Here is an 18,562-nt window from a genome sequence, read left to right as displayed (position 1 = left end):
GAGCGTGGCACATGCAGATAAGCGGACGCGACAACACACGCTATCAAGCGTTCACGCGGCGCGCGGCGTTGCTTGGCGCCATACAGGGCGCTGCGTTCGTGGTGCTGGCCGGCCGCATGTATTATCTGCAGGTCCTGAAATCCGATCAGTACACTATGCTTGCGGAAGAAAACCGCGTCAGCATGCGGCTTCTTGCACCGCTCCGCGGCAATGTCGTCGACCGCTATGGGCGGATCCTCGCCTCCAATCGCCAGAATTTCCGTGCCATGATGATCTCCGAGCAAACGGCGGACATCGAAGCGACGCTCGACCGTCTGTCGCGGATCATCGAAATCAGCGACTTCGCCCGGCGGCGCATCCTGCGCGACGTTCAACGCTCGCCACGCTTCATGCCCGTGACGGTCGCCGAAGGGCTGACATGGGATCAGTTCGCCAAGGTCAACATCAACGAACCCGATCTCGCGGGCATCGTTCCGGATGTCGGCGAGACGCGCGACTATCCGTACGGGGAAGAGCTTGCGCATATCATGGGCTATGTCGCCGCCGTGTCGGAAAAGGACATGGCCGAAGCCGAGACCGACCGTCAGCTCATGCGCCTGCCGGGCTTTCGCATCGGCAAGGAAGGTATCGAGAAAACCTACGACAAGGAGCTGCGCGGTACGGCGGGCTCGAGCCATGTCGAAGTCAATGCCTATGGCCGCGTGATCCGCGAGCTTGCCAAGGATCCCGGCAAGCCGGGCCAGGAAGTCGTGCTGACGCTCGACATGGATATTCAACGTTTTGCCTGGGACCGGCTGAAAGGCGAATCTGCGGGCGCCGTCGTGATGGATATTCACTCGGGCGACGTTCTTGCATTCGTTTCGGCGCCGGCCTACGACCCGAACCAGTTCAACATGGGGCTCAGCAACGAGCAGTGGCGGGCGCTTGTCGACAACGAATACAAGCCGCTGGTCAACAAGGCGCTGGCCGGCATGTATCCACCAGGATCGACGTTCAAGATGGTGGTGGCGGCGGCGGCGATCGAGGCCGGCATCAATCCCGCGCAGCGCGTCGTTTGCCCCGGACATTACTCGCTCGGCAGCCACGACTTCCATTGCTGGAAAAAGGGCGGCCACGGCGCGATGAATATGCACCAGGCCATCAAATATTCCTGCGACGTCTTCTTCTACGACGTGGCACGCCGCATCGGCATCAATGCGATTGCCGAGATGGCGCGAAAATTCGGGCTCGGCGAAACCTATGGCTTCGAAGTGCCCGGCGAGAAGGCGGGCCTTGTGCCGACGCCCGACTGGAAGCGGGCGACGCGGGGCGAGCCGTGGCATCAGGGCGAAACGGTGATCGCCGGCATTGGACAGGGCTACCTGCTGACGACGCCCTTGCAACTGGCGGTGATGACGGCGCGGCTCGCCAATGGCGGTTATGCCGTGAAACCGCGATTGACCCGCGCCATTGGCGGGCAATTGCTGCCGACGCCGCGCCCGGCATCGCTAGGCCTCGGCGAGGCGGCCTTGAAGGTTGCCTGTGACGGCATGAACGCCGTTTCCAATGAGCCCGGCGGCACCGCGTTCCGCTCGCGCATTCCCGAGCCCGGAATGGAACTGGCCGGCAAGACGGGCACGGCGCAGGTGCGGCGAATCAGCCGCGCGGAACGATTGACCGGCGTTCTGAAGAACGAGCAGCTTCCGTGGCGGCAACGCGACCATGCGCTTTTCGTTTGTTACGCGCCCGTCCATGCACCGCGCTATGCGCTGTCGGTGATTGTCGAGCATGGCGGCTCCGGTTCCGCCGCCGCCGCGCCTGTTGCGCGCGACATCATGCGCGAAGTGCTGAGCCGCAATGTGGACCGGCCGCAAGCCGTTGTGCCGCCGCGCGGCAGCACCGGGGCGAGGGAAGGCTGATGCTCGATCTCAGACGTTTCACCGGCCGCGAACTTCGCCTCACCGACAAGCTTGTCGAGTTCAACTGGGGCTTTCTGCTGCTGCTCGTGCTGATCGCGTCGATCGGCTTCGCGATGCTTTATTCGGTCGCCGAAGGCAGTTTTTCGCCCTGGGCCTACCGGCAGGCACTGCGCTTCGCCGCCGGCGTCTGCATTCTGCTGATCGCCGCGATGATCGATCTGCGGCTCTGGATGCGGCTCGCCTATCCGCTCTACGGTGTGGCGCTGGCCATGCTCGTTGCCGTGGAAGTGGTCGGGATGACGGGTATGGGCGCGCAACGCTGGCTCAATCTCGGTTTTGTCCAGATCCAGCCGTCCGAGATCATGAAGGTAACGCTGCTGATGGCGCTGGCGCGCTATTTCCACGGATTGACGCTCGATGAGGTGTCGCGGCTGCGCAATCTCGTCATTCCGGTGGCGCTGATCGCCGCACCCGTCGGTCTCGTTGTCCTGCAGCCCGATCTCGGAACCGCCATCCTGCTGATCGCGTCCGGTGCGATCCTGCTCTTCGCCGCCGGGCTTCGCTGGCGCTATTTCATCCTTTCCGGCGCCCTCGTGCTTGCAGCCGTGCCCGTCGTCTGGGGCCGGCTTCACGACTACCAGAAGAACCGCGTCTTCACGTTCCTCGACCCGGAGCGCGACCCGCTCGGCACCGGCTATCACATTCTGCAATCCAAGATCGCCCTCGGCGCCGGCGGTGTCTTCGGCAAGGGTTTCATGGAAGGCACGCAGAGCCAGCTCAATTTCCTCCCCGAAAAGCACACCGACTTCATTTTCACGATGCTGGGCGAGGAGCTCGGCCTCGCGGGCGGGCTGGTGCTTCTGGCGCTCTATTTCATCGTGCTGATGTTCTCGCTCAATGTGGCCATGCAATGCCGCAACCAGTTCGGGCGGCTGCTGGCGATCGGCGTGTCGATGACGTTCTTCCTCTATGTCTTCATCAACACGGCGATGGTCATGGGGCTGCTGCCGGTGGTCGGCGTGCCGCTGCCGCTGGTCTCCTATGGCGGCACGGCGATGCTGTCGCTGATGTTCGCTTTCGGCCTGCTGATGAGCGTCCATATTCACCGGAACGTCGAAATTTCACGCGGCCCCAGCGCCTTCTGGTAGTCCCGTGCGATTCGCGGGCCGCCGCTTTTCAGGCGGGGGCGGCCGCTGCTGGACAGGCCCCGGTTCCTTTGCTATAGGCACCGCTCCCCCACAGACAAGGTGGCCGGGATGGTGGTTTCCACCGATTGCCCCGGGTCCATGTCCGGCGGCTCGGCGGGCGCATAGCTCAGTTGGTAGAGCAGCTGACTCTTAATCAGCGGGTCCCAGGTTCGAGTCCTGGTGCGCCCACCAAAAATACCAACAAAATCAAATGTTTATGTGGATGTCGGCGAGGTCATTTGGACTTCGTCCGTGGTGTTCGTTTGGACTTTTTGGCGCCAAGCCTCGCGTTTTGTGATGGCGTTTCTAGCCTTTTGGACGGTCGCGCGAGAATAGATTCTGACCATCTCGCGGGTCAGATGCCCCGACATGCTTATGAGCTCATCCTCAGTCGCGCCGGCATCGCCCAGCTCTGTGAGGCTCGTGCGCCGCATGTCTGATATTCGCAAATTTTCAGGGAGACCGGAAGTCCGCATGATGTCACGGAAAGTGTGTGTGAGAAACGAAGCACCCCACGCCCGGCCGGTTGCTTCACACACAGCAATCGGCGTGCCGTTCTTGCGCTCCAGATCCTCGAGCGCAAGGACAAGCTCATCACTCGCTGGCACACGCAAAAATGTATTCGTTTTCGTCTGACGAATGCTGAAAACACCGTCTTTATAAATATCCCAGGTAAACAGTCGAACATCGACCACACGCTGTGCCAATTCATATGCCATCAGCATTACGAGCGCGAGTGAGGGATATCCTTCCTTGCGAGCAGCATCCATGAACTCATGCATCTGCGCTACGGTCCACACTACATCGCGAGATTCAGTCGACTTAAGTCCAGGTTTTGAGAATGGATTTTGTTTTGTGAGTTTCCATCGGATGCCGAGGCCGAAGACACGCCGCGCAACGCGCATCATCGCATTTGCGTATGAAAGACCGTGTCTCTCGCGAAGAAGCTTATAAAGCGCATCGGCGTGTCTGTATTCCAGCTTTGCGGCTGGCATGTCTCCGAAGCGGACGCCGTTTTTTAAGACGGTATTCTCTAGCGTCCGTAGGCATTTTTTGTAGTCAACCTGCGTCTTTTTAGAGGTGTCATTAAATGAATCGCTCTTCTGATATTCGTCGAAAAGATGCGCGATGCTGCCGGGTTCTTTTCTGTCAACCTTGAGCTCCTCGCCGCGACGAACCGCGGCGCGATACTCATCGACGATGGCGTTGAGCCGCTCCGCTTTTGCAATCGCCTCAGCAAGATCCTCGCCAAGAGGCTGTCTGTCGACGATGCCGGCGGCGCGTAGGTCCGCCTTCGGATTATAGTAATAGCCCGTCCGACCGCCGGCGATTTTTCGAGACTCGAGATATCGAACGCGAATCGACCGCATCAAAAAGCCTCGTCGAACGGATTCTCAGGTTCTTTTGCATGAGACAGAAAGCCCTGGCCGTCAACCCAACGCTGAACGAGTGCCAAATCGTATCGGCCGATGATTGGGTGAGGGCTAGGAAAACCCAATTTTTCGAGGCTCTTTTTACGCGCGTAAAACCAAGCGCGCGATCGTCCTAAAATTTTTGCGACACTTCGCGTGTCAATATATCTCGATTCCGGGGCCATGATCATCTCGTCGCTGAGTGCGCACCCGTGGGTCCGCTCCATATGTCAACCGTAGATAAGCACCACCCGCTTGATTGCGAGCGATGCTTATACATAGGATTAATTTTCCGTTGCCGGCTTTGGATAGACGGCTTTTTTTGCAGCGCAGGCTCGATTGAAAAATTCATCGACGTCGATCCGCAAGTGCGAAACGATATCGCATATGAGAAGGGCTTGGTCTTCGCTTTCGAGGAGAGTGAGCAGATCGAGAAATCTCAGGTATGCGCCGTGCTCACTTTCGTCGAAATCCCGACTGAAGCGGATCTCTTCCTGCTCTGCTCGTTCCAGATCGAAAAGGTGAACCACAGACTGGTCCTTGGCAGCAAAGAGCTGCACGAGGATTGGTCCTGAGTCATCGTCGCTTATCATAGTGATCTCCTGGCTGGGTTGGTGACCCAGTTGAAGATTGACCCTGACCCGAGAACGCGAAATTCCTCTTTCGAATATGCTTAAGATCGGGTTACCGCGTGCCGCGCGTTCCTCCTTCCAGCAGAATCCTCCCATGATGCGACCCCGCTGTTTCATGCAAAGGAAATGGTCCCGGTTTCCCGGGACCATCCGATTCAGAACGGAATCTCGTCTTCCATTTCGAAGTTCCCGGGCGCTTCGTCATGGGCCGGCGCTCCGTTCTGCTGCTCAACCGCGTTGCCGGCGCCCTTGCTGTCGAGCATCGTCAGGACCGAGTTGAAGCCCTGAAGCACGACTTCGGTCGAGTAGCGTTCCTGGCCCGACTGGTCGGTCCATTTGCGGGTCTGCAGCGAGCCTTCGAGATAGACCTTCCAGCCCTTCTTGACGTACTGCTCGATGACCTTGCACAGGCCTTCGTTGAAGACGACGACGCGGTGCCACTCGGTCTTTTCGCGGCGTTCGCCGCTGTTCTTGTCGCGCCAGCTTTCCGAAGTCGCAATGCGCAGATTGGCGATCGGACGACCGTCCTGCGTGCGGCGGATTTCCGGGTCCGCGCCCAGATTGCCGACGAGAATCACTTTGTTCACACTTCCAGACATTTCTGTCTCCCTCTTTAGTCCGCCGCGACGGACTGGTTAAATGGATCTTCGAGGTTAGCGTTGCTGACGCTCTCGTCCTCAGGCTGAGCGTCCGCCTCGCGCGCCTTCGCTTTAAAGCCCTCCATAGAAGGCTTCAGCTTTAGCTGCTGCTTTTTCGTCAACGTGCCCCAGAATTCTTGGAGCGCCTCGGTGCCGGATTCGGCTTCGTCGCCGGCAGTGCGGTGGAGCAGCTCAAGCTCCGGATCGCGCGCGATTTTCCCGAGCCAGGCGGCAATTTCTCGGCCAGTGTTTTCGTTGATGGGAGCATTGCTGGGGAATGCCGACACAAGCGCGCCGGGGCACTTCGTCATCGAAGGGAAGCCTTGCCGTCCGGCCTCGTTTGAGAGCATCGCGGATACTGTCATTTCGTAAATGAACGAAGATTCCGCGATCTCTTTGTAGCCGACCATGACGATCTCGTCGCGTCCGTCCGCGCCTTTGCGCTGTTCAAAAACAGGCTTTGCGCGCAAGCAGACGATGACATGCATCCGTGTCCTGAGTAGTTCCGACACGAACTTTTTGTGCCGCGATTTCGGCTCTTTCCACTTCAAGAGGCCTTGGAGCGGCTTCCCCTTACTCGACTTTTGCGAGTCCGCGAAATCGAGAACACCGCCGATGCCTTCCCATTCGTGACTTGCGCTGTCGATGATGACGACGTCGTAGCCGGCATCCTCGAATTTTCGAAGAGCTTCGATATAGCGGTCCGGAGTGAACGGGCTTTCAAGCTCGAGAACATCGAAATTGTGTTCATCAGCGTACAGGCCGGAGCGGCCGGACTCTGTATCGATAAACCCGATCTTCTCGCCCAGTCCCTCAGCGAGTCGCAGCGCCGATTTCGTCTTGCCGGATCCGCTCGGACCGGTCAGAGAGATGATGAGGTGCGTGCTCTCGCGAGTCGCTTTCTTGATCTGCATTTCGAGCTCCCTTTAGTATGCCGCCGTAGCGGCTTCGTGTTTCCTCTGCGCCCGGCTTGCTTCTGCCTCGAGCGCATAGCCGCCCCACTGCTCTGCCATTGCCGCCGCGATTCCGGGGAATGTCCGGGAGCGCTCTTTCCAGCGATCCGGTCCGGGTGCCGCCCTGTGGATATGGGACCAAGCGCGGTGCTCCGCCGTGCCGGGCGCCGGCGGCGTCAGTTTTCTGGTTGGCTTGAGCTTCGGCAGACCGCGGAGATAGAGTCCTGTGGCTTTGAAAGCGGGATCGCCGAAATGCCAGGGCTGGACTGTCTGTGCCGCCGGCACGAAATTTTCGATCCTCTCTTTCGCATACCGATGCATGACTGGATTCTCGACGGCCACGCGCTCGATGGGTGCGTTCCAGCACGCCGAAAACAGCGCCGCGCCTTCGGCAAGCTCGTCCCACATTTCCTCAACAGTTCGCCCCGGCGGCGGAACGGAAAGCCAGCGCACGCCCGAGTTACAGAGACGGGTACAGGGCGGGTGAAGGACGGCCAAAAGGTCCCAGCCGTCGTCGAGATAGTGGCGGACATCGCCGACGATGTGACGATTGCTCATGTCTTCGCTGGGGAGGAGGTCGACAGACCAGACATCATGTCCGAGCGCGGCGAAGGCGTGGCGGACCCGACCGCTTGTCTCGCAGCCGATCAGAACCTTCATGTGTCTCTCCCTGCGCTGGAATCCGCTTGTAGACACGCTCCCATCTCGCGGTCGGACCGAGGATCCGGCTATATGTCTCCGCGACGCGGTCGGGTGCGTGAGTCAAAAGACACTCACGCACCTCGCCCGCGATCCCCCTTTTCCTCATGGCCAGCGTCAGGCCGGTCTCGCGATCCGTGAGGAAGAAGACCCCGGCCTCAAACTCGCCAAGCCATGTGGGGGTGTTGATGAGGACCGTCATCGTCAATCGGCCGCCTGAAGCGTGCTGTCGACGTCGCGCTGTGCCCAAGTCGGAAGTGCCAAGATGAAAGCCGTGTCCCGGTCAGGCGTGGCGTCCTGGCGATAGCCGTGCCAGTCGTCGCGCTCGACACAGTCAGCGAATTGCCGCACCGCCTGTCGATTGAGGGCGCGACCGGCGGCGATGGCGTCTTCGTCGAACGCGACGACGCTGCAGAGAAACGGTGCGCTCTTGTCCTGAACAACAAACCAGAAGTGTTTCGGCCGCGTGCCGGTCACGGCTTCGCAAGCATCGAGATACCATGCCGCTTGCATGTGATAGCCGAGCCCGTAGGCCTTGCGGGAGAAGTCGGCCGGATTGGCTGTCGTGCTCGTCTTCAAGTCAGCGATGAACGAGAAGCTCGCCGGCGTCCAGTCGGGACGGGCCTTTAGCCAAACTCCGGTTTCCTTGTCACGCCAAACGAGCGAGAGCTCGCTGTGACCCTCTCCCGCAAACGCCTTCCCGGCGATCGGGTGTGCCAGAATCGCCGCGCGCATCATGCGAATTTCCGCCGCGGTTTTGGCCAGCAGCGGAATTTTCCCGGCGGCGCGCGCTTCGTCACGCTGTTGCTGAGCCTCTTTTTTCCGCCAGTCCGTCGCGTCAACAATCGCGATGGACTCGGAGAATTTATCGGACTCGAGATACAGTAAATGGACGGCTTGGCCGACGTCAAAATGGGCTTTTTCTTCGCGCTCATGATCGGGATTCAAATACGAACCGTGCCACAGCATCGCAGGGCATTCGTTGATCAGTGTCCGGGCCATTGAGCTCGACAGGCTCGGTGTCGGCGTGAGCTGAGAATGATAATCCGCAGCATCTAGGCCGGCATAGACGCCGGGCTCCGACACGGTTTTCATTTTCGACGCATCAATGATGGTCTGCATTTCTGAACTCCCATTTCGATTCCGCTCGGGACTTGGGTCCGCTCGAACGCGCTCGCTCACCAGCGCGCGTTCGTAGCGGATCGTCGCACCCGAACTCATGTTTTCTTCGGAGGCGTGTTTCCCGAAGCTGACGGCTCCTGCCGGAACCGGGCGATATCCGGCAGCACCGCCCCCTGCGGCCGCGCAGCGTCACTTCAAATCCGGGGAGGTCAGGATGTCGGCTATCGCGCTCTGCGATTATCGGGAACGCGATGCTGGGCGTTTTCCCCCGTCGCCCCGGCGCGCCCTGACGAATTGTCTGCGCTTGCCAAAGACGGGAGCACACTTCGCAGCTGGCACCGCGAGCTGAACGCGGGCGCTGTGGCCCGGAAGACCTGGAAGCCGCTTCGGGCTCGGGTCGCGCTCAGTGACGTAGTCGGAAATACGTCAGACAGTAGTGCAGCGCTGCATAGGGCGCAGTAGGGCGCAGCAGGGCGGGCTGCATCGGCCTGCCGCGTTGTTCGATAAGGGCGGTCAACTCCCGGGGCTACACGAATGCCTGAGATCGGGATGTCGGGGGTCGCGGCCAGCATCCCTGGTCTCACCGCTCAGGATCGGCCCGGCGGACATCGTGACGGCGGCGGCTCTGAGGACTCCCATCAGCCGATCCGACGACGAGACCGCAGCAGCAGTGGTTCGAATTCCAAGCGTCAGCCTGATGCTTCCTCACCACCCAATCGATAATCTACATCAGCTTCAGCTGTGCCAAGAGGTGGACAGCCGCTTCATGGGCGTCAGCCCGAATAAATATATGATCCACTTTATGCACGCTTTGTGAGGCGGTAGCTTCCGAAATGTCTAAGAGCGCGCGCGAACCAGACGGCCACCCGCCAGAGACAATGTAGTGGCCAAGTATAAACTTTGGCTACTTCGCTCTCGTCTTGGAATCGAAATAGCATATTTTCCTGCTTCGTCATTACCCGCCAACCTGTCCAACGGATGGGGAGTAGCTCACTCGTCACCGCGCGCCCGCTGGCGTTACAGCAGAGCTTGAACTAACATCGAACTTGGACCACTCAGGGGGGGCGGTCAGCCCTTGATTGCCGTTGTTAAGGCGTCGGCGACGAGCCGGGTCATAATCGTCGAACTCATGGACCAACCCGACGCCCGGCGCGACGGCTTCCGGAAACAATTGCGTCAAGCCACCTTACGGTTGCTGCTTTTTCTCAGGGTCGGTATGACGTGTCTGGCGAACGAACGCATGCTTTCGGCTGCCTCCTCGTAGCTCATGCCGCCGAAAAGGAAGCAGGGATTGATGTCGAATTCGCCTAGAAGCGATTTGCGATATTCGAACTTCTCGACGATTTCCCGGGGCGTCCCCCAGGCCGTGACATCAAGATAGGTTTTGGCCATTCCCTCCTTGCCGAGCGCGCGAATGGCGCCGACGGCCTGAGCGTAGGATTCGTAGCCCTTGGCGTCTTTAAAATGCTCGCCGGCCAGTTCATAGTGATCGAGTACCGAAAGCAGATAATTGGTTACATATTTCTGTCCCAGCTCCCTGGCGCGAGCCGGATCGGTGTCGCAATAGGTGAAGTCGCATATCATGATCGGCGGTGCGTCGTTGCCGTGCTGCGTCTTGTACGCGGCCTTGTATTCCTTGACGGCCTCGGCCTGAGCCTCCCATGGCTTTTGAGCGAAGATCACCATCCGCGCGCCCGCCTTCGCACATTGAAGAACGGATTCCGGCGACATGGCGACCTGATAGATGCGCCCCTTGAAGGAACCGCGCGGACTGGGACGGATTTCGATCCGCTTCTGCGGATAGAAGGGGCCGCTCCCTTCGATGAAACCTGTCTCGAGAGCGTCGATGATCATCGGGCTTGCTTCATCGAAGCGTTGGCGCGCTTCGTCCATGTTCACGCCCATGCCGGCATATTCCTTGCGCGCCAGGCCGCGCCCCATCCCGAAGAGTGTTCGGCCTTGGCAAAGGTGATCCAGCAGGACAACCTTTTCTGCGATCCGGACGGGCACATTCCAGGGAAGGATGACGGCGCCGGTGCCCAGCTTGATACGTTTGGTGCGCGCCGCCATGTAGCTCAGAAACTGGGTGTTGTCGGGACAAAACGAATAGTCCTCGAAATGATGCTCGACGGGCCACAATGCGTCGAAGCCGAGTTTTTCCGCCAAAATCCCGAGACGGATTTCCTCGTCATATATCTGGCCGTCGGTTACGCCGGAGTTGGCTCTGTCGAAATTCTGAAAAACCATCTGAATGCCGAACTGCATCGGAACGTCTCCCTGTTGTAGCGATTTCGGTTTCTTGTTTCAGCGGCCTATATAGTTAGGCTTGCGCTTCTCCATGAACGCCTTGGGTCCCTCGCGCGCATCCTCGGTCTTGAACACGGGCGCTGCAAAACGCGACTCCATACCCATCGCCTCGTTCTCAGGACGTCCCAGGCATTCGCGGGCGGATTTACGAATCGCCTGAACGGCGATTGGCCCATTCGCGGCGATCTTCTCCGCGAGTTCGAATGCCGCGTCGAGCACCTGCTTCTGGGGAACGACGCGATTCAGGAATCCCAGATCGTAGGCTTCCTGTGCGCTGATCAGATCGCCGGTGAGCAACAGTTCCATCGCCCTTGCATAAGGTATCTGGCGCGGAAGGCGCACCGTTGAGCCGCCGCCCGGAAAAATCGCCCATTTGACTTCCTGCACACCGAGCTTTGCGGTATCCGCGGCGATACGCATGTCAGTTCCTTGCGCCAGCTCCATTCCGCCCGCGACGGCAAAGCCGTTGATCGCGGCGATGACCGGCTTGGTCACATCGAATGTGCGCAACAAGCCCTTGGCCAGGATATTCGGGTCATCCAGAATTTTCCGGTCCCATTCGTTTTGCGGTTTGCGTGCGCCATTTATGAGCGGGATGAGCTGACCGAGATCCGCGCCCGAGCAAAACGCCTTGTCTCCGGCGCCGGTGACGATAGCGACGCGGATATTCACATCGTCGCGCACCTCTTCCCAATGACCGGCAAGCCTGACCAGCATTTCCGGACTGAACGAATTGTGCGCTTCCGGGCGGCTGAGAGTGATCAAGGCGATATGCCCCCTTTTTTCGAGCAGGGCCGGTTCCGTCGTCATGTTCGCGTCTCCTCCAGATAATACATATGTGTTGATTGTCGCACGGATGTAAATTTATCTGGACTCGGGCTGCGCGGCCAGCGAAGATTCATGATCAGGGATTGCCTAATTAGAAGTCGCGGCCTCGAAGCCAGATGCGACATGGGGAGAGCCAATGATCAAGGAGAGCCAATGATCAAGGAGAGCCAATGATCAAGGAGAGCCAATGATCAAGAAGCCCATATCCGCGGACTCGCACATCACCGAACCTCCGCATTGCTATGTTGACTACATTGATCCCAAATTCCGCGATCGCGCGCCGCGCATCAAGCGGATCGACAAGGTCGGCGACGCTTTCATCGTCGATGGCATGGGGTCTCCGGTTCCAATGGGGCTGGTGGCCGCCGCCGGCAAGGATCCGGCGGAGATCACGACAGAGGGCGTCGCTTTCGAAGATCTATGGAAGAGCGGCTGGAACGCCAAGTTCCGCGTCGCGGACCAGGAGAAGGACGGCGTTGCGGCCGAATTCATCTATCCAACGGTCGGAATGGTGATCTGCAACCATCCCGACTTCGACTACAAGAAAGCCTGCTTCGACGCTTATAATCGTTGGCTGCAGGAATACTGCGCGGAGGCGCCTGACCGTCTTTACGGTCTTGCGCAGGTTTCCATGCGATCGCCGGAAGATGGCGTTGCGGAGATCAGGCATGCGAAGGAGATGGGCTTCAAGGGCGTGATGATGCCCGGAAACCCCGCCGTCGAGGACTATGATTCGGCTGTATACGACAAGGTCTGGGCGACCGCTGTCGAGTGCGACATGCCGCTCTCGTTCCACATCCTGACCGGCAAATCGGACAGTCTTTCGGGTCAGGTCCGGGGACCGCGTATCAACGGCTTCCTGTCGATCATTCGCGGCTGCCAGGACGTGATGGGTACCTTCATATTCGGCGGCGTCTTCGATCGCTTCCCCAACCTCAAGCTTGTCTGCGTCGAGGCCGATGCGGGCTGGGTTCCGCACTACATGTATCGCATGGACCATGCCTACAAGCGTCATCGCTACTGGATGAAGGCGCCGCCGCTCAAGCGCATGCCGAGCGAATATTTCAGCGACAACATCTATGTGACGTTCCAGGACGACTGGGTTGCCTTCAGAATGAAGGATATGTGCAACGTTCGCCGCCTGATGTGGGCAAACGACTTCCCGCATTCGGATTCGACCTGGCCCTGGTCGCAAGCGATGCTCGAAGAGCACACGAAGGATCTGAGTGTGCAGGAACGCAACTGGATATGCCACGACAACGTCGCGGAACTCTACAAGCTTGCCGTTTGACGCTCCGTATACGGACGTGCTGGCTTGATGATTTGCGATTCATAGAAAGAGCGTTTTCATGGACTACGACCTGAAGATCGTGGGCGGATTCATCGTGGACGGCACCGGCTCTCCGGGTTATGCCGGAGACGTCGGTATTATCGACGGCAAAATTGTGGCTATGGGACACGCCCCCGCCGGCGCGAGGACGACTATCGATGCCCGGGGGCAGGTGGTTGCTCCCGGCATCGTCGACATCCATACGCATTACGATGCGCAACTTCTTTGGGACAGGAAGCTGTCGATCTCGCCGTGGCACGGTGTGACGACGGTCGTGGTGGGCAATTGCGGCTTCGGCATCGCACCGACGCGCAAGGAGCACCGCAGCCTTATTCTGCGGACGCTCGAGAATGTCGAGGGCATGAGCGTCAAGGCGCTTGAGGCCGGTCTCGGCGACGATTGGGGGTTCGAGACGTTTCCCGAATATCTCGATGTCGTGGAAAAGAAGGGTACGTTGATCAACGTGGCCGTTCTTCTGGGGCATACGCCGCTGCGCCTTTATGCCCTCGGACCTGAATCCACCGAACGGGCGGCGCGGCCGGACGAGGTCAGGCGCATGAAGGGCATCATGCGTGAAGGACTGGAGGCAGGCGCGCTCGGCTATGCGACTTCGAAATCGCCGACGCATGTAGGCTATGAGGGGCGGCCGGTTCCAAGCCGGCTGGCGGAGTTCAGCGAGATACGGGAGATCGCGTCGGCGCTGGGGGAGGCGGGCGAAGGCGTGATACAGGCCACCGTCGGCAAGGAGTTGTCGTTCGACGAATTCGCGGAATTGAACCGCGTTTCCGGCCGCCATGTCAGTTGGACGGCGTTGCTGGGCGGTGGCGGTGTGCTGAATGTCGGCTCGGCAGCGGAGCAGTTGGCACGCTCAAACGAACTTCAATCGGCTGGCTACGCAGTATTTCCGCAGGTCACCTGCAGGCCGCTCAATTTTGAATTTCGATTCGAACAGCCGTTTCTGTTCCAGAGCATGCCGGTCTTCGCGCCGGTGAACAAAGCCGACCGCGCGGAAAAACTGAGGCTTTACGCCGACAACTCTTTCCGGTCGGGATTCCGGGACGCGATGCGTGGCCCGATGCTCAATGCATGGGACAAAGCGGTCATCGCTCATTGTCCGGATCGGCCGGAGTTCGGGGAACGGCTGGTGAGCGACGTAGCCGCAGAACTAGGATGCAACTCGATCGATCTTGCGCTTGATCTTTCGATTCAAAGCGATCTGCAAGCGCGGTTCCGTCTGCCTGTCGCGAACGCGGACGAAGATGAGGTGGCAACGTTGCTGCGCGATTCCTGCACGGTGCTTGGCCTCTCGGACGCGGGCGCGCATGCGAGCCAACTCTGCGATGCGTGTTTTTCCACCCATCTTCTCGGGAGATGGGTCCGTGAAAAGAACGTCTTGACGCTGGAGGAGGCGGTGCGGATGCTGACATCGCGGCCCGCCGAGGTGTTCGGCATCAAGGATCGCGGTCGCCTTGCTGTGGGAATGCCCGCCGATGTCCTGATCTTCGACGCCGAAACGGTTGGCGCAAGTTCCCTTCGCAGAGTCTACGACCTGCCTGCTGGCGAAGACCGGCTGATTTCCGATGCTTCGGGCATTTCGGCCGTCGTCGTCAACGGGACATTGGTCCGGCGCAATGGCGTCGACGTGTTGGGCGCCGAAGGTCGTTTGCCAGGCCGCCTGTTGCGACATGGCGCGGCGGCCTGAGGAGGGCGTGCAAAAATGAGTCTTGAGGAACTTGCTGTCGTTCGTCAGCTGCTTACGGGCCTTGTGACCGAGGAGGCTCGTTCTCTTGAGGATTTTCGTACCTCGTATGACGAGGCCGGAAAAGCATTCGGTCTTCCCGAAGGCGTGACAGTCACGCCGGTTTCCGCCGGCGGGGTTCCCGGCGAATGGCTGGCGCCGGCTGCCGGCGCCGGCAAGCGAGTTTTGCTCTATCTGCATGGAGGAGGCTATGCGCTTGGTTCTCTCGACTCGCATCGCCATCTTGCGGCGCATATAGCTCTTGCCCTGAATGGCCGGGTTCTGCTGATCGACTACAGACGGTCGCCAGAGCATCCATTTCCGGCTGCGGTCGACGATGCACTTGCTTCTTATCGCTGGTTAATCGAGACGGGTGTCGATCCGGCGAAGCTCGCCGTGGCGGGAGATTCGGCTGGCGGCGGTCTGACGGTCGCCACGCTTCTTGCGGCGCGCGATGCCGGTTTCAGACTTCCGGCCGCAGCCGTTTGTATTTCGCCTTGGGCCAATCTTGAAAACAAAGGCGCATCTTACGGCGCGAAGGCGAATGTGGACCCGATGGTGCGCCATGCCGATCTTGAGCTATGGACGGCGGCCTATCTGGGTACTTCAACCCCGCGCAGGATGCCTCTAGCATCGCCAGTATACGCCGATCTCAAGGGATTGCCGCCATTCCTGATTCAGGTCGGCAGTTCGGAGGTTTTGCTTTCGGATAGCCATTTACTGGCCGATAGATTGAAAGAAGCCGGCGTATCCGCCGATCTCCATGTCTGGCCGAACATGATTCATGTCTGGCACTGGTTTGCGCCGGTCTTGAGCGAAGGCCGGGCGGCGATCGACGAGATGGCCGGCTTCCTGAATACAAAGCTCGGATGACTACGGCGCTATATCATCGTCGCCTTCGAGCTGGTCCACGTCGCCGAGGGTCTCCTTAGGGCTTTGACCGTTTTGTGAAATGTGCTCGGCGATGGCGTTTTTCAATAACTCTGTGAATGTTTGTTTGCGACTGCGAAAATACTCTTTGGGAGCGGCTATTCCGATGGCGACCGGACGTCCGGACGGACCCGTCGGAATGGGCATCGCCAGCATGGTGGCCCCCGGAGTCACGAGATCGCTGTAAAGCGCGAAGCCGCGTTTTCTGATTCTTTGCAGTTCATCTTCGATCTCCTGCGTCGATGCCCGCCGCTCCGGCATGGCGGCAAGGGCGTCCTGAATCAAACGTCTCGCTTCGAGCAAGGGAAGTTCGCTGAGCAGAACGCGGCCAATCGTCGAAAAAGCGAGCATTCGCCTGGTGCTTGGCTTGACATGAAAGCGGATGGGCGACGTGCCTTGAATCACCTTTATATATTGAGCATGGTCTCCCAGACGCGCAGCAAGGATGATCGTGCACTTCGTATCGGCCGAAAGCCGTCTCATAAGGCGCTGAACATTCCGGATCGGTAACGCCTCGGCCTCCACCCAGTTTCCCAGCAGAGATATCCGGATGCTCGGAAAAAAAGTCCTGCCCCGGTCGTCGTGCTCCAGATAACCGAGGCTGACAAGGCTCTTCAGAAGAGCTGCGGTGCTGGAATGAGGATAGCTCAGCGCCTGCGCCACGTCTTGAATCGTCACCGGGCGTCTGACTTCGTCGAAATACTCGAAAATCTCCAGAACGCGGGTCGCGGATTTTACCGTTGCCGCCGAGGGTAGTTCGGATTTGAGGATGTTAGTGTTCATGCGACAACTCTGATTTCATATGGTCTCTTGCCGCGCCCTCGTTTTTTCATTTGTTTCCTCAAAGAGAGAGCGCGAGGCGCGTGCCGTCCTCGATCGCCCTGACCGCATCAAGTTGCTGCGGCTTGTCGACGCCGCCGATTGCATGAACGGGTTTGCCCAGGGACCGTGCGAACGACAACGCGTCGTCCGCCGATTCCTGCCCGGCACAGACGACAATCGTGTCGACTTTCAACGTCTGCGGTTTGCCGCCTGCTTCGATGTGGAGCCCGGCGTCGTCGATTTTCAGATAGGTTACATCGCCGGTCATCGTAACGCCGCGGAACATCACCTCCAGGAAGTTTGCCCATCCCCGCGTCTTGCTCAGGCCAGCGCCGAAACTGTCGCGCGCCTTGCGTTGGAGAAGATGAACCTTGCGGACGGACGGCCATTGATGATTGGCGGCCAGCAATGCGCCCGGTTGCGTATAACTCAAATCAATTCCCCACTCGGAGGAAAATCTCTCGATGTCGGGCTGTGACGGATCGTGCGCGCCATGCGGGTGCGAGAGGAGCGCCGCCACGTCGAAGCCGATGCCGCCGGCACCGATAATGGCAACCTCGGCGCCGACGTGTGCGGGGTTCGTGATTGCCTCGATGTAGGTCAGGACCGACGGGTGATCCGCACCCGGAATGTCGAGACGGCGTGGGCGAACGCCGGTTGCGACGACGATTTCGTCAAATCCTCCGCTCTCCAGATCGGCGAGCGAAGCCGGCCGGCCGCAACGAACCTTGATACCCAGTTCGTCGAGCCGGTTCCTGAAATAACGGATGGTCTCGGCATAGTCCTCCTTGCCGGGAATCCGTCGTGCCAGATTGAACTGACCGCCGATTTCGATGTCGGCTTCGAATAGCGCCACCTTGTGGCCGCGTTCGGCCGACGTCACCGCGCAGGCAAGGCCCGCCGGGCCGGCGCCAAGGACCGCGATATGCTTTCCTCTCGCTGCTGGCGCGATCTTGAATTCAACTTCCCGGCATGCCGCAGGATTGACCATGCAGGTTGTCAGCCGTCCGGTGAAGGCATTGTCGAGGCAGGCCTGATTGCAGCCGATGCAAGTATTGATGTTCGACGATGCGCCTGATGCCGTTTTCGCGACAAAATCGGGATCGGCCAATAGCGGACGCGCGAGCGAAACCATGTCGGCCTGTCCGTCCGCAATCAGTTGCTCCGCCTGCTCCGGCGTATTGATCCGGTTGGAAGCGACCACAGGTATCGCGACTTCCGCCTTGAGCCGCTTGATCGCCCAAGTGAAAGCTCCGCGTGGCACCATATGAGCGATCGTCGGCACACGCGATTCATGCCAGCCTATGCCGGTGTTGAGGATGTTCGCTCCGGCCCCCTCGACATTTTTTGCAAGGGCGGCGACGTCCGGCCAGGAATTTCCCCCCTCGACGAGATCGAGGACGGATATCCGGTAGACGACAATGAAGTCCAGGCCGCAATGCTTGCGGACATGCCTCACGACCTCAACCGGCAAGCGTCGCCGGTTCTCAGCCGAACCGCCCCAGTCGTCTGTGCGCTGATTTGTACGCGCCGCAGTGAACTGATTGAGAAAATAGCCCTCCGAACCCATGATTTCAACGCCGTCGTATCCGGCTTCGCGGGCGAGCGCCGCGGCGGTGCCGAAATCCTCGATAGTCTGAAGGATTTCCTCATCGCTCAGGGCGCGGGGCACAAGCGGGTTGATGCGGGATCTGACTGCGGAGGGCGCCACCAGTTCCGTGTGCCGGCCGTAGCGGCCAGCATGCAGGAGCTGGAGAACGATCTTCCCGCCTTCGTCGTGGACGGCGCGCGTAATCACACGATGACCTTCAACAAGGTCTTCAGTCATGACCGACGCGCGCTCCGCGAGCCTTCCCGCCCTGTTCGGCGAAATGCCGCCGGTGACAAGAATTCCGACACCGCCCTTCGCGCGTGTTGCGAAGAACCTGGCCTGCCGCTCGAAGCCGTCCGGCATCTCTTCGAGGCCGGTGTGCATCGATCCCATCAACACGCGATTTCTGAGTGTCGTAAACCCCAGATCGAGCGGCTCAAGCAGATGAGCAAAGTGGTTTGAGATTTTTCTCACT

General features: G+C 59.6%; 15 protein-coding genes and 1 tRNA gene. 6 read left to right on the top strand and 10 right to left on the bottom strand.

All coding sequences use genetic code 11. From position 1 onward, the window contains the following. Positions 1–11 precede the first annotated feature (11 nt). The 3 genes from mrdA to KF719_RS03905 all read left to right on the top strand — a co-directional run bounded on the left by mrdA (position 12) and on the right by KF719_RS03905 (position 3,277). Positions 12–1,898, top strand: a complete 1,887-nt coding sequence (gene mrdA, locus KF719_RS03915; RefSeq protein ID WP_293507250.1) for a penicillin-binding protein 2 — start codon at positions 12–14, stop codon at positions 1,896–1,898. Then, the gene (gene rodA / locus KF719_RS03910) at positions 1,898–3,046 is read left to right on the top strand and encodes a rod shape-determining protein RodA (RefSeq protein WP_293507249.1); all 1,149 of its coding nucleotides are present in this window, start codon (positions 1,898–1,900) and stop codon (positions 3,044–3,046) included. The genes mrdA and rodA overlap by 1 nt, the downstream gene beginning before the upstream one ends. A 155-nt stretch (positions 3,047–3,201) precedes the next feature. Further along, positions 3,202–3,277: transfer RNA gene (locus tag KF719_RS03905), tRNA-Lys, on the top strand. A gap of 23 nt (positions 3,278–3,300) precedes the next feature. On the opposite strand, the gene KF719_RS03900 is transcribed toward KF719_RS03905, so the two are convergent. The 8 genes from KF719_RS03900 to KF719_RS03865 all read right to left on the bottom strand — a co-directional run bounded on the left by KF719_RS03900 (position 3,301) and on the right by KF719_RS03865 (position 11,658). Further along, a complete protein-coding gene (locus KF719_RS03900; RefSeq protein ID WP_293507247.1) occupies positions 3,301–4,455 on the bottom strand; it encodes a tyrosine-type recombinase/integrase in 1,155 nt (384 codons plus the stop codon). A 326-nt stretch (positions 4,456–4,781) separates the two neighbouring features. Next, positions 4,782–5,090, bottom strand: coding sequence for a hypothetical protein (locus tag KF719_RS03895; RefSeq protein ID WP_293507245.1), 309 nt, complete (start codon positions 5,088–5,090; stop codon positions 4,782–4,784). A gap of 194 nt (positions 5,091–5,284) precedes the next feature. Continuing rightward, positions 5,285–5,728 (bottom strand): single-stranded DNA-binding protein, encoded by a 444-nt coding sequence (locus tag KF719_RS03890; RefSeq protein ID WP_293507244.1) that lies wholly within the window; start codon positions 5,726–5,728, stop codon positions 5,285–5,287. Between the two features lie 14 nt (positions 5,729–5,742). Continuing rightward, positions 5,743–6,681 (bottom strand): AAA family ATPase, encoded by a 939-nt coding sequence (locus tag KF719_RS03885; RefSeq protein ID WP_293507242.1) that lies wholly within the window; start codon positions 6,679–6,681, stop codon positions 5,743–5,745. A gap of 12 nt (positions 6,682–6,693) precedes the next feature. After that, on the bottom strand, positions 6,694–7,380 hold the full coding sequence (locus KF719_RS03880; RefSeq protein ID WP_293507240.1) for a hypothetical protein: 687 nt from the start codon (positions 7,378–7,380) through the stop codon (positions 6,694–6,696). Positions 7,381–7,623: 243 nt separating this feature from the next. Continuing rightward, the gene (locus KF719_RS03875) at positions 7,624–8,541 is read right to left on the bottom strand and encodes a PD-(D/E)XK nuclease-like domain-containing protein (RefSeq protein ID WP_293507239.1); all 918 of its coding nucleotides are present in this window, start codon (positions 8,539–8,541) and stop codon (positions 7,624–7,626) included. A 1,176-nt stretch (positions 8,542–9,717) separates the two neighbouring features. After that, the gene (locus KF719_RS03870) at positions 9,718–10,806 is read right to left on the bottom strand and encodes an LLM class flavin-dependent oxidoreductase (protein ID WP_293507237.1); all 1,089 of its coding nucleotides are present in this window, start codon (positions 10,804–10,806) and stop codon (positions 9,718–9,720) included. Positions 10,807–10,845: 39 nt separating this feature from the next. Continuing rightward, positions 10,846–11,658 carry an enoyl-CoA hydratase-related protein gene (locus KF719_RS03865; RefSeq protein WP_293507235.1) on the bottom strand — a complete coding sequence of 271 codons (813 nt, stop codon included), beginning with the start codon at positions 11,656–11,658 and terminating at the stop codon, positions 10,846–10,848. A gap of 205 nt (positions 11,659–11,863) precedes the next feature. On the opposite strand from KF719_RS03865, the gene KF719_RS03860 reads away from it, so the two are divergent. The 3 genes from KF719_RS03860 to KF719_RS03850 are packed head-to-tail and all read left to right on the top strand — an operon-like array spanning position 11,864 to position 15,617. Then, positions 11,864–12,967, top strand: a complete 1,104-nt coding sequence (locus KF719_RS03860; RefSeq protein WP_293507233.1) for an amidohydrolase family protein — start codon at positions 11,864–11,866, stop codon at positions 12,965–12,967. Between the two features lie 58 nt (positions 12,968–13,025). Continuing rightward, on the top strand, positions 13,026–14,708 hold the full coding sequence (locus KF719_RS03855) for an amidohydrolase family protein (RefSeq protein ID WP_293507232.1): 1,683 nt from the start codon (positions 13,026–13,028) through the stop codon (positions 14,706–14,708). Positions 14,709–14,723: 15 nt separating this feature from the next. Next, on the top strand, positions 14,724–15,617 hold the full coding sequence (locus tag KF719_RS03850; protein WP_293507230.1) for an alpha/beta hydrolase: 894 nt from the start codon (positions 14,724–14,726) through the stop codon (positions 15,615–15,617). On the opposite strand, the gene KF719_RS03845 is transcribed toward KF719_RS03850, so the two are convergent. Next, the gene (locus KF719_RS03845) at positions 15,618–16,457 is read right to left on the bottom strand and encodes a helix-turn-helix domain-containing protein (protein WP_293507228.1); all 840 of its coding nucleotides are present in this window, start codon (positions 16,455–16,457) and stop codon (positions 15,618–15,620) included. It abuts the gene before it with no gap. Positions 16,458–16,515: 58 nt separating this feature from the next. Beyond that, positions 16,516–18,561, bottom strand: coding sequence for an NADPH-dependent 2,4-dienoyl-CoA reductase (locus KF719_RS03840; RefSeq protein WP_363318007.1), 2,046 nt, complete (start codon positions 18,559–18,561; stop codon positions 16,516–16,518). Between the last annotated feature and the right edge of the window lies 1 nt (position 18,562).

It is taken from the genome of Parvibaculum sp., from assembly GCF_019635935.1.
In the GTDB taxonomy this organism is placed as follows: domain Bacteria; phylum Pseudomonadota; class Alphaproteobacteria; order Parvibaculales; family Parvibaculaceae; genus Parvibaculum.
This window is presented reverse-complemented; position numbering and strand designations above follow the sequence as displayed.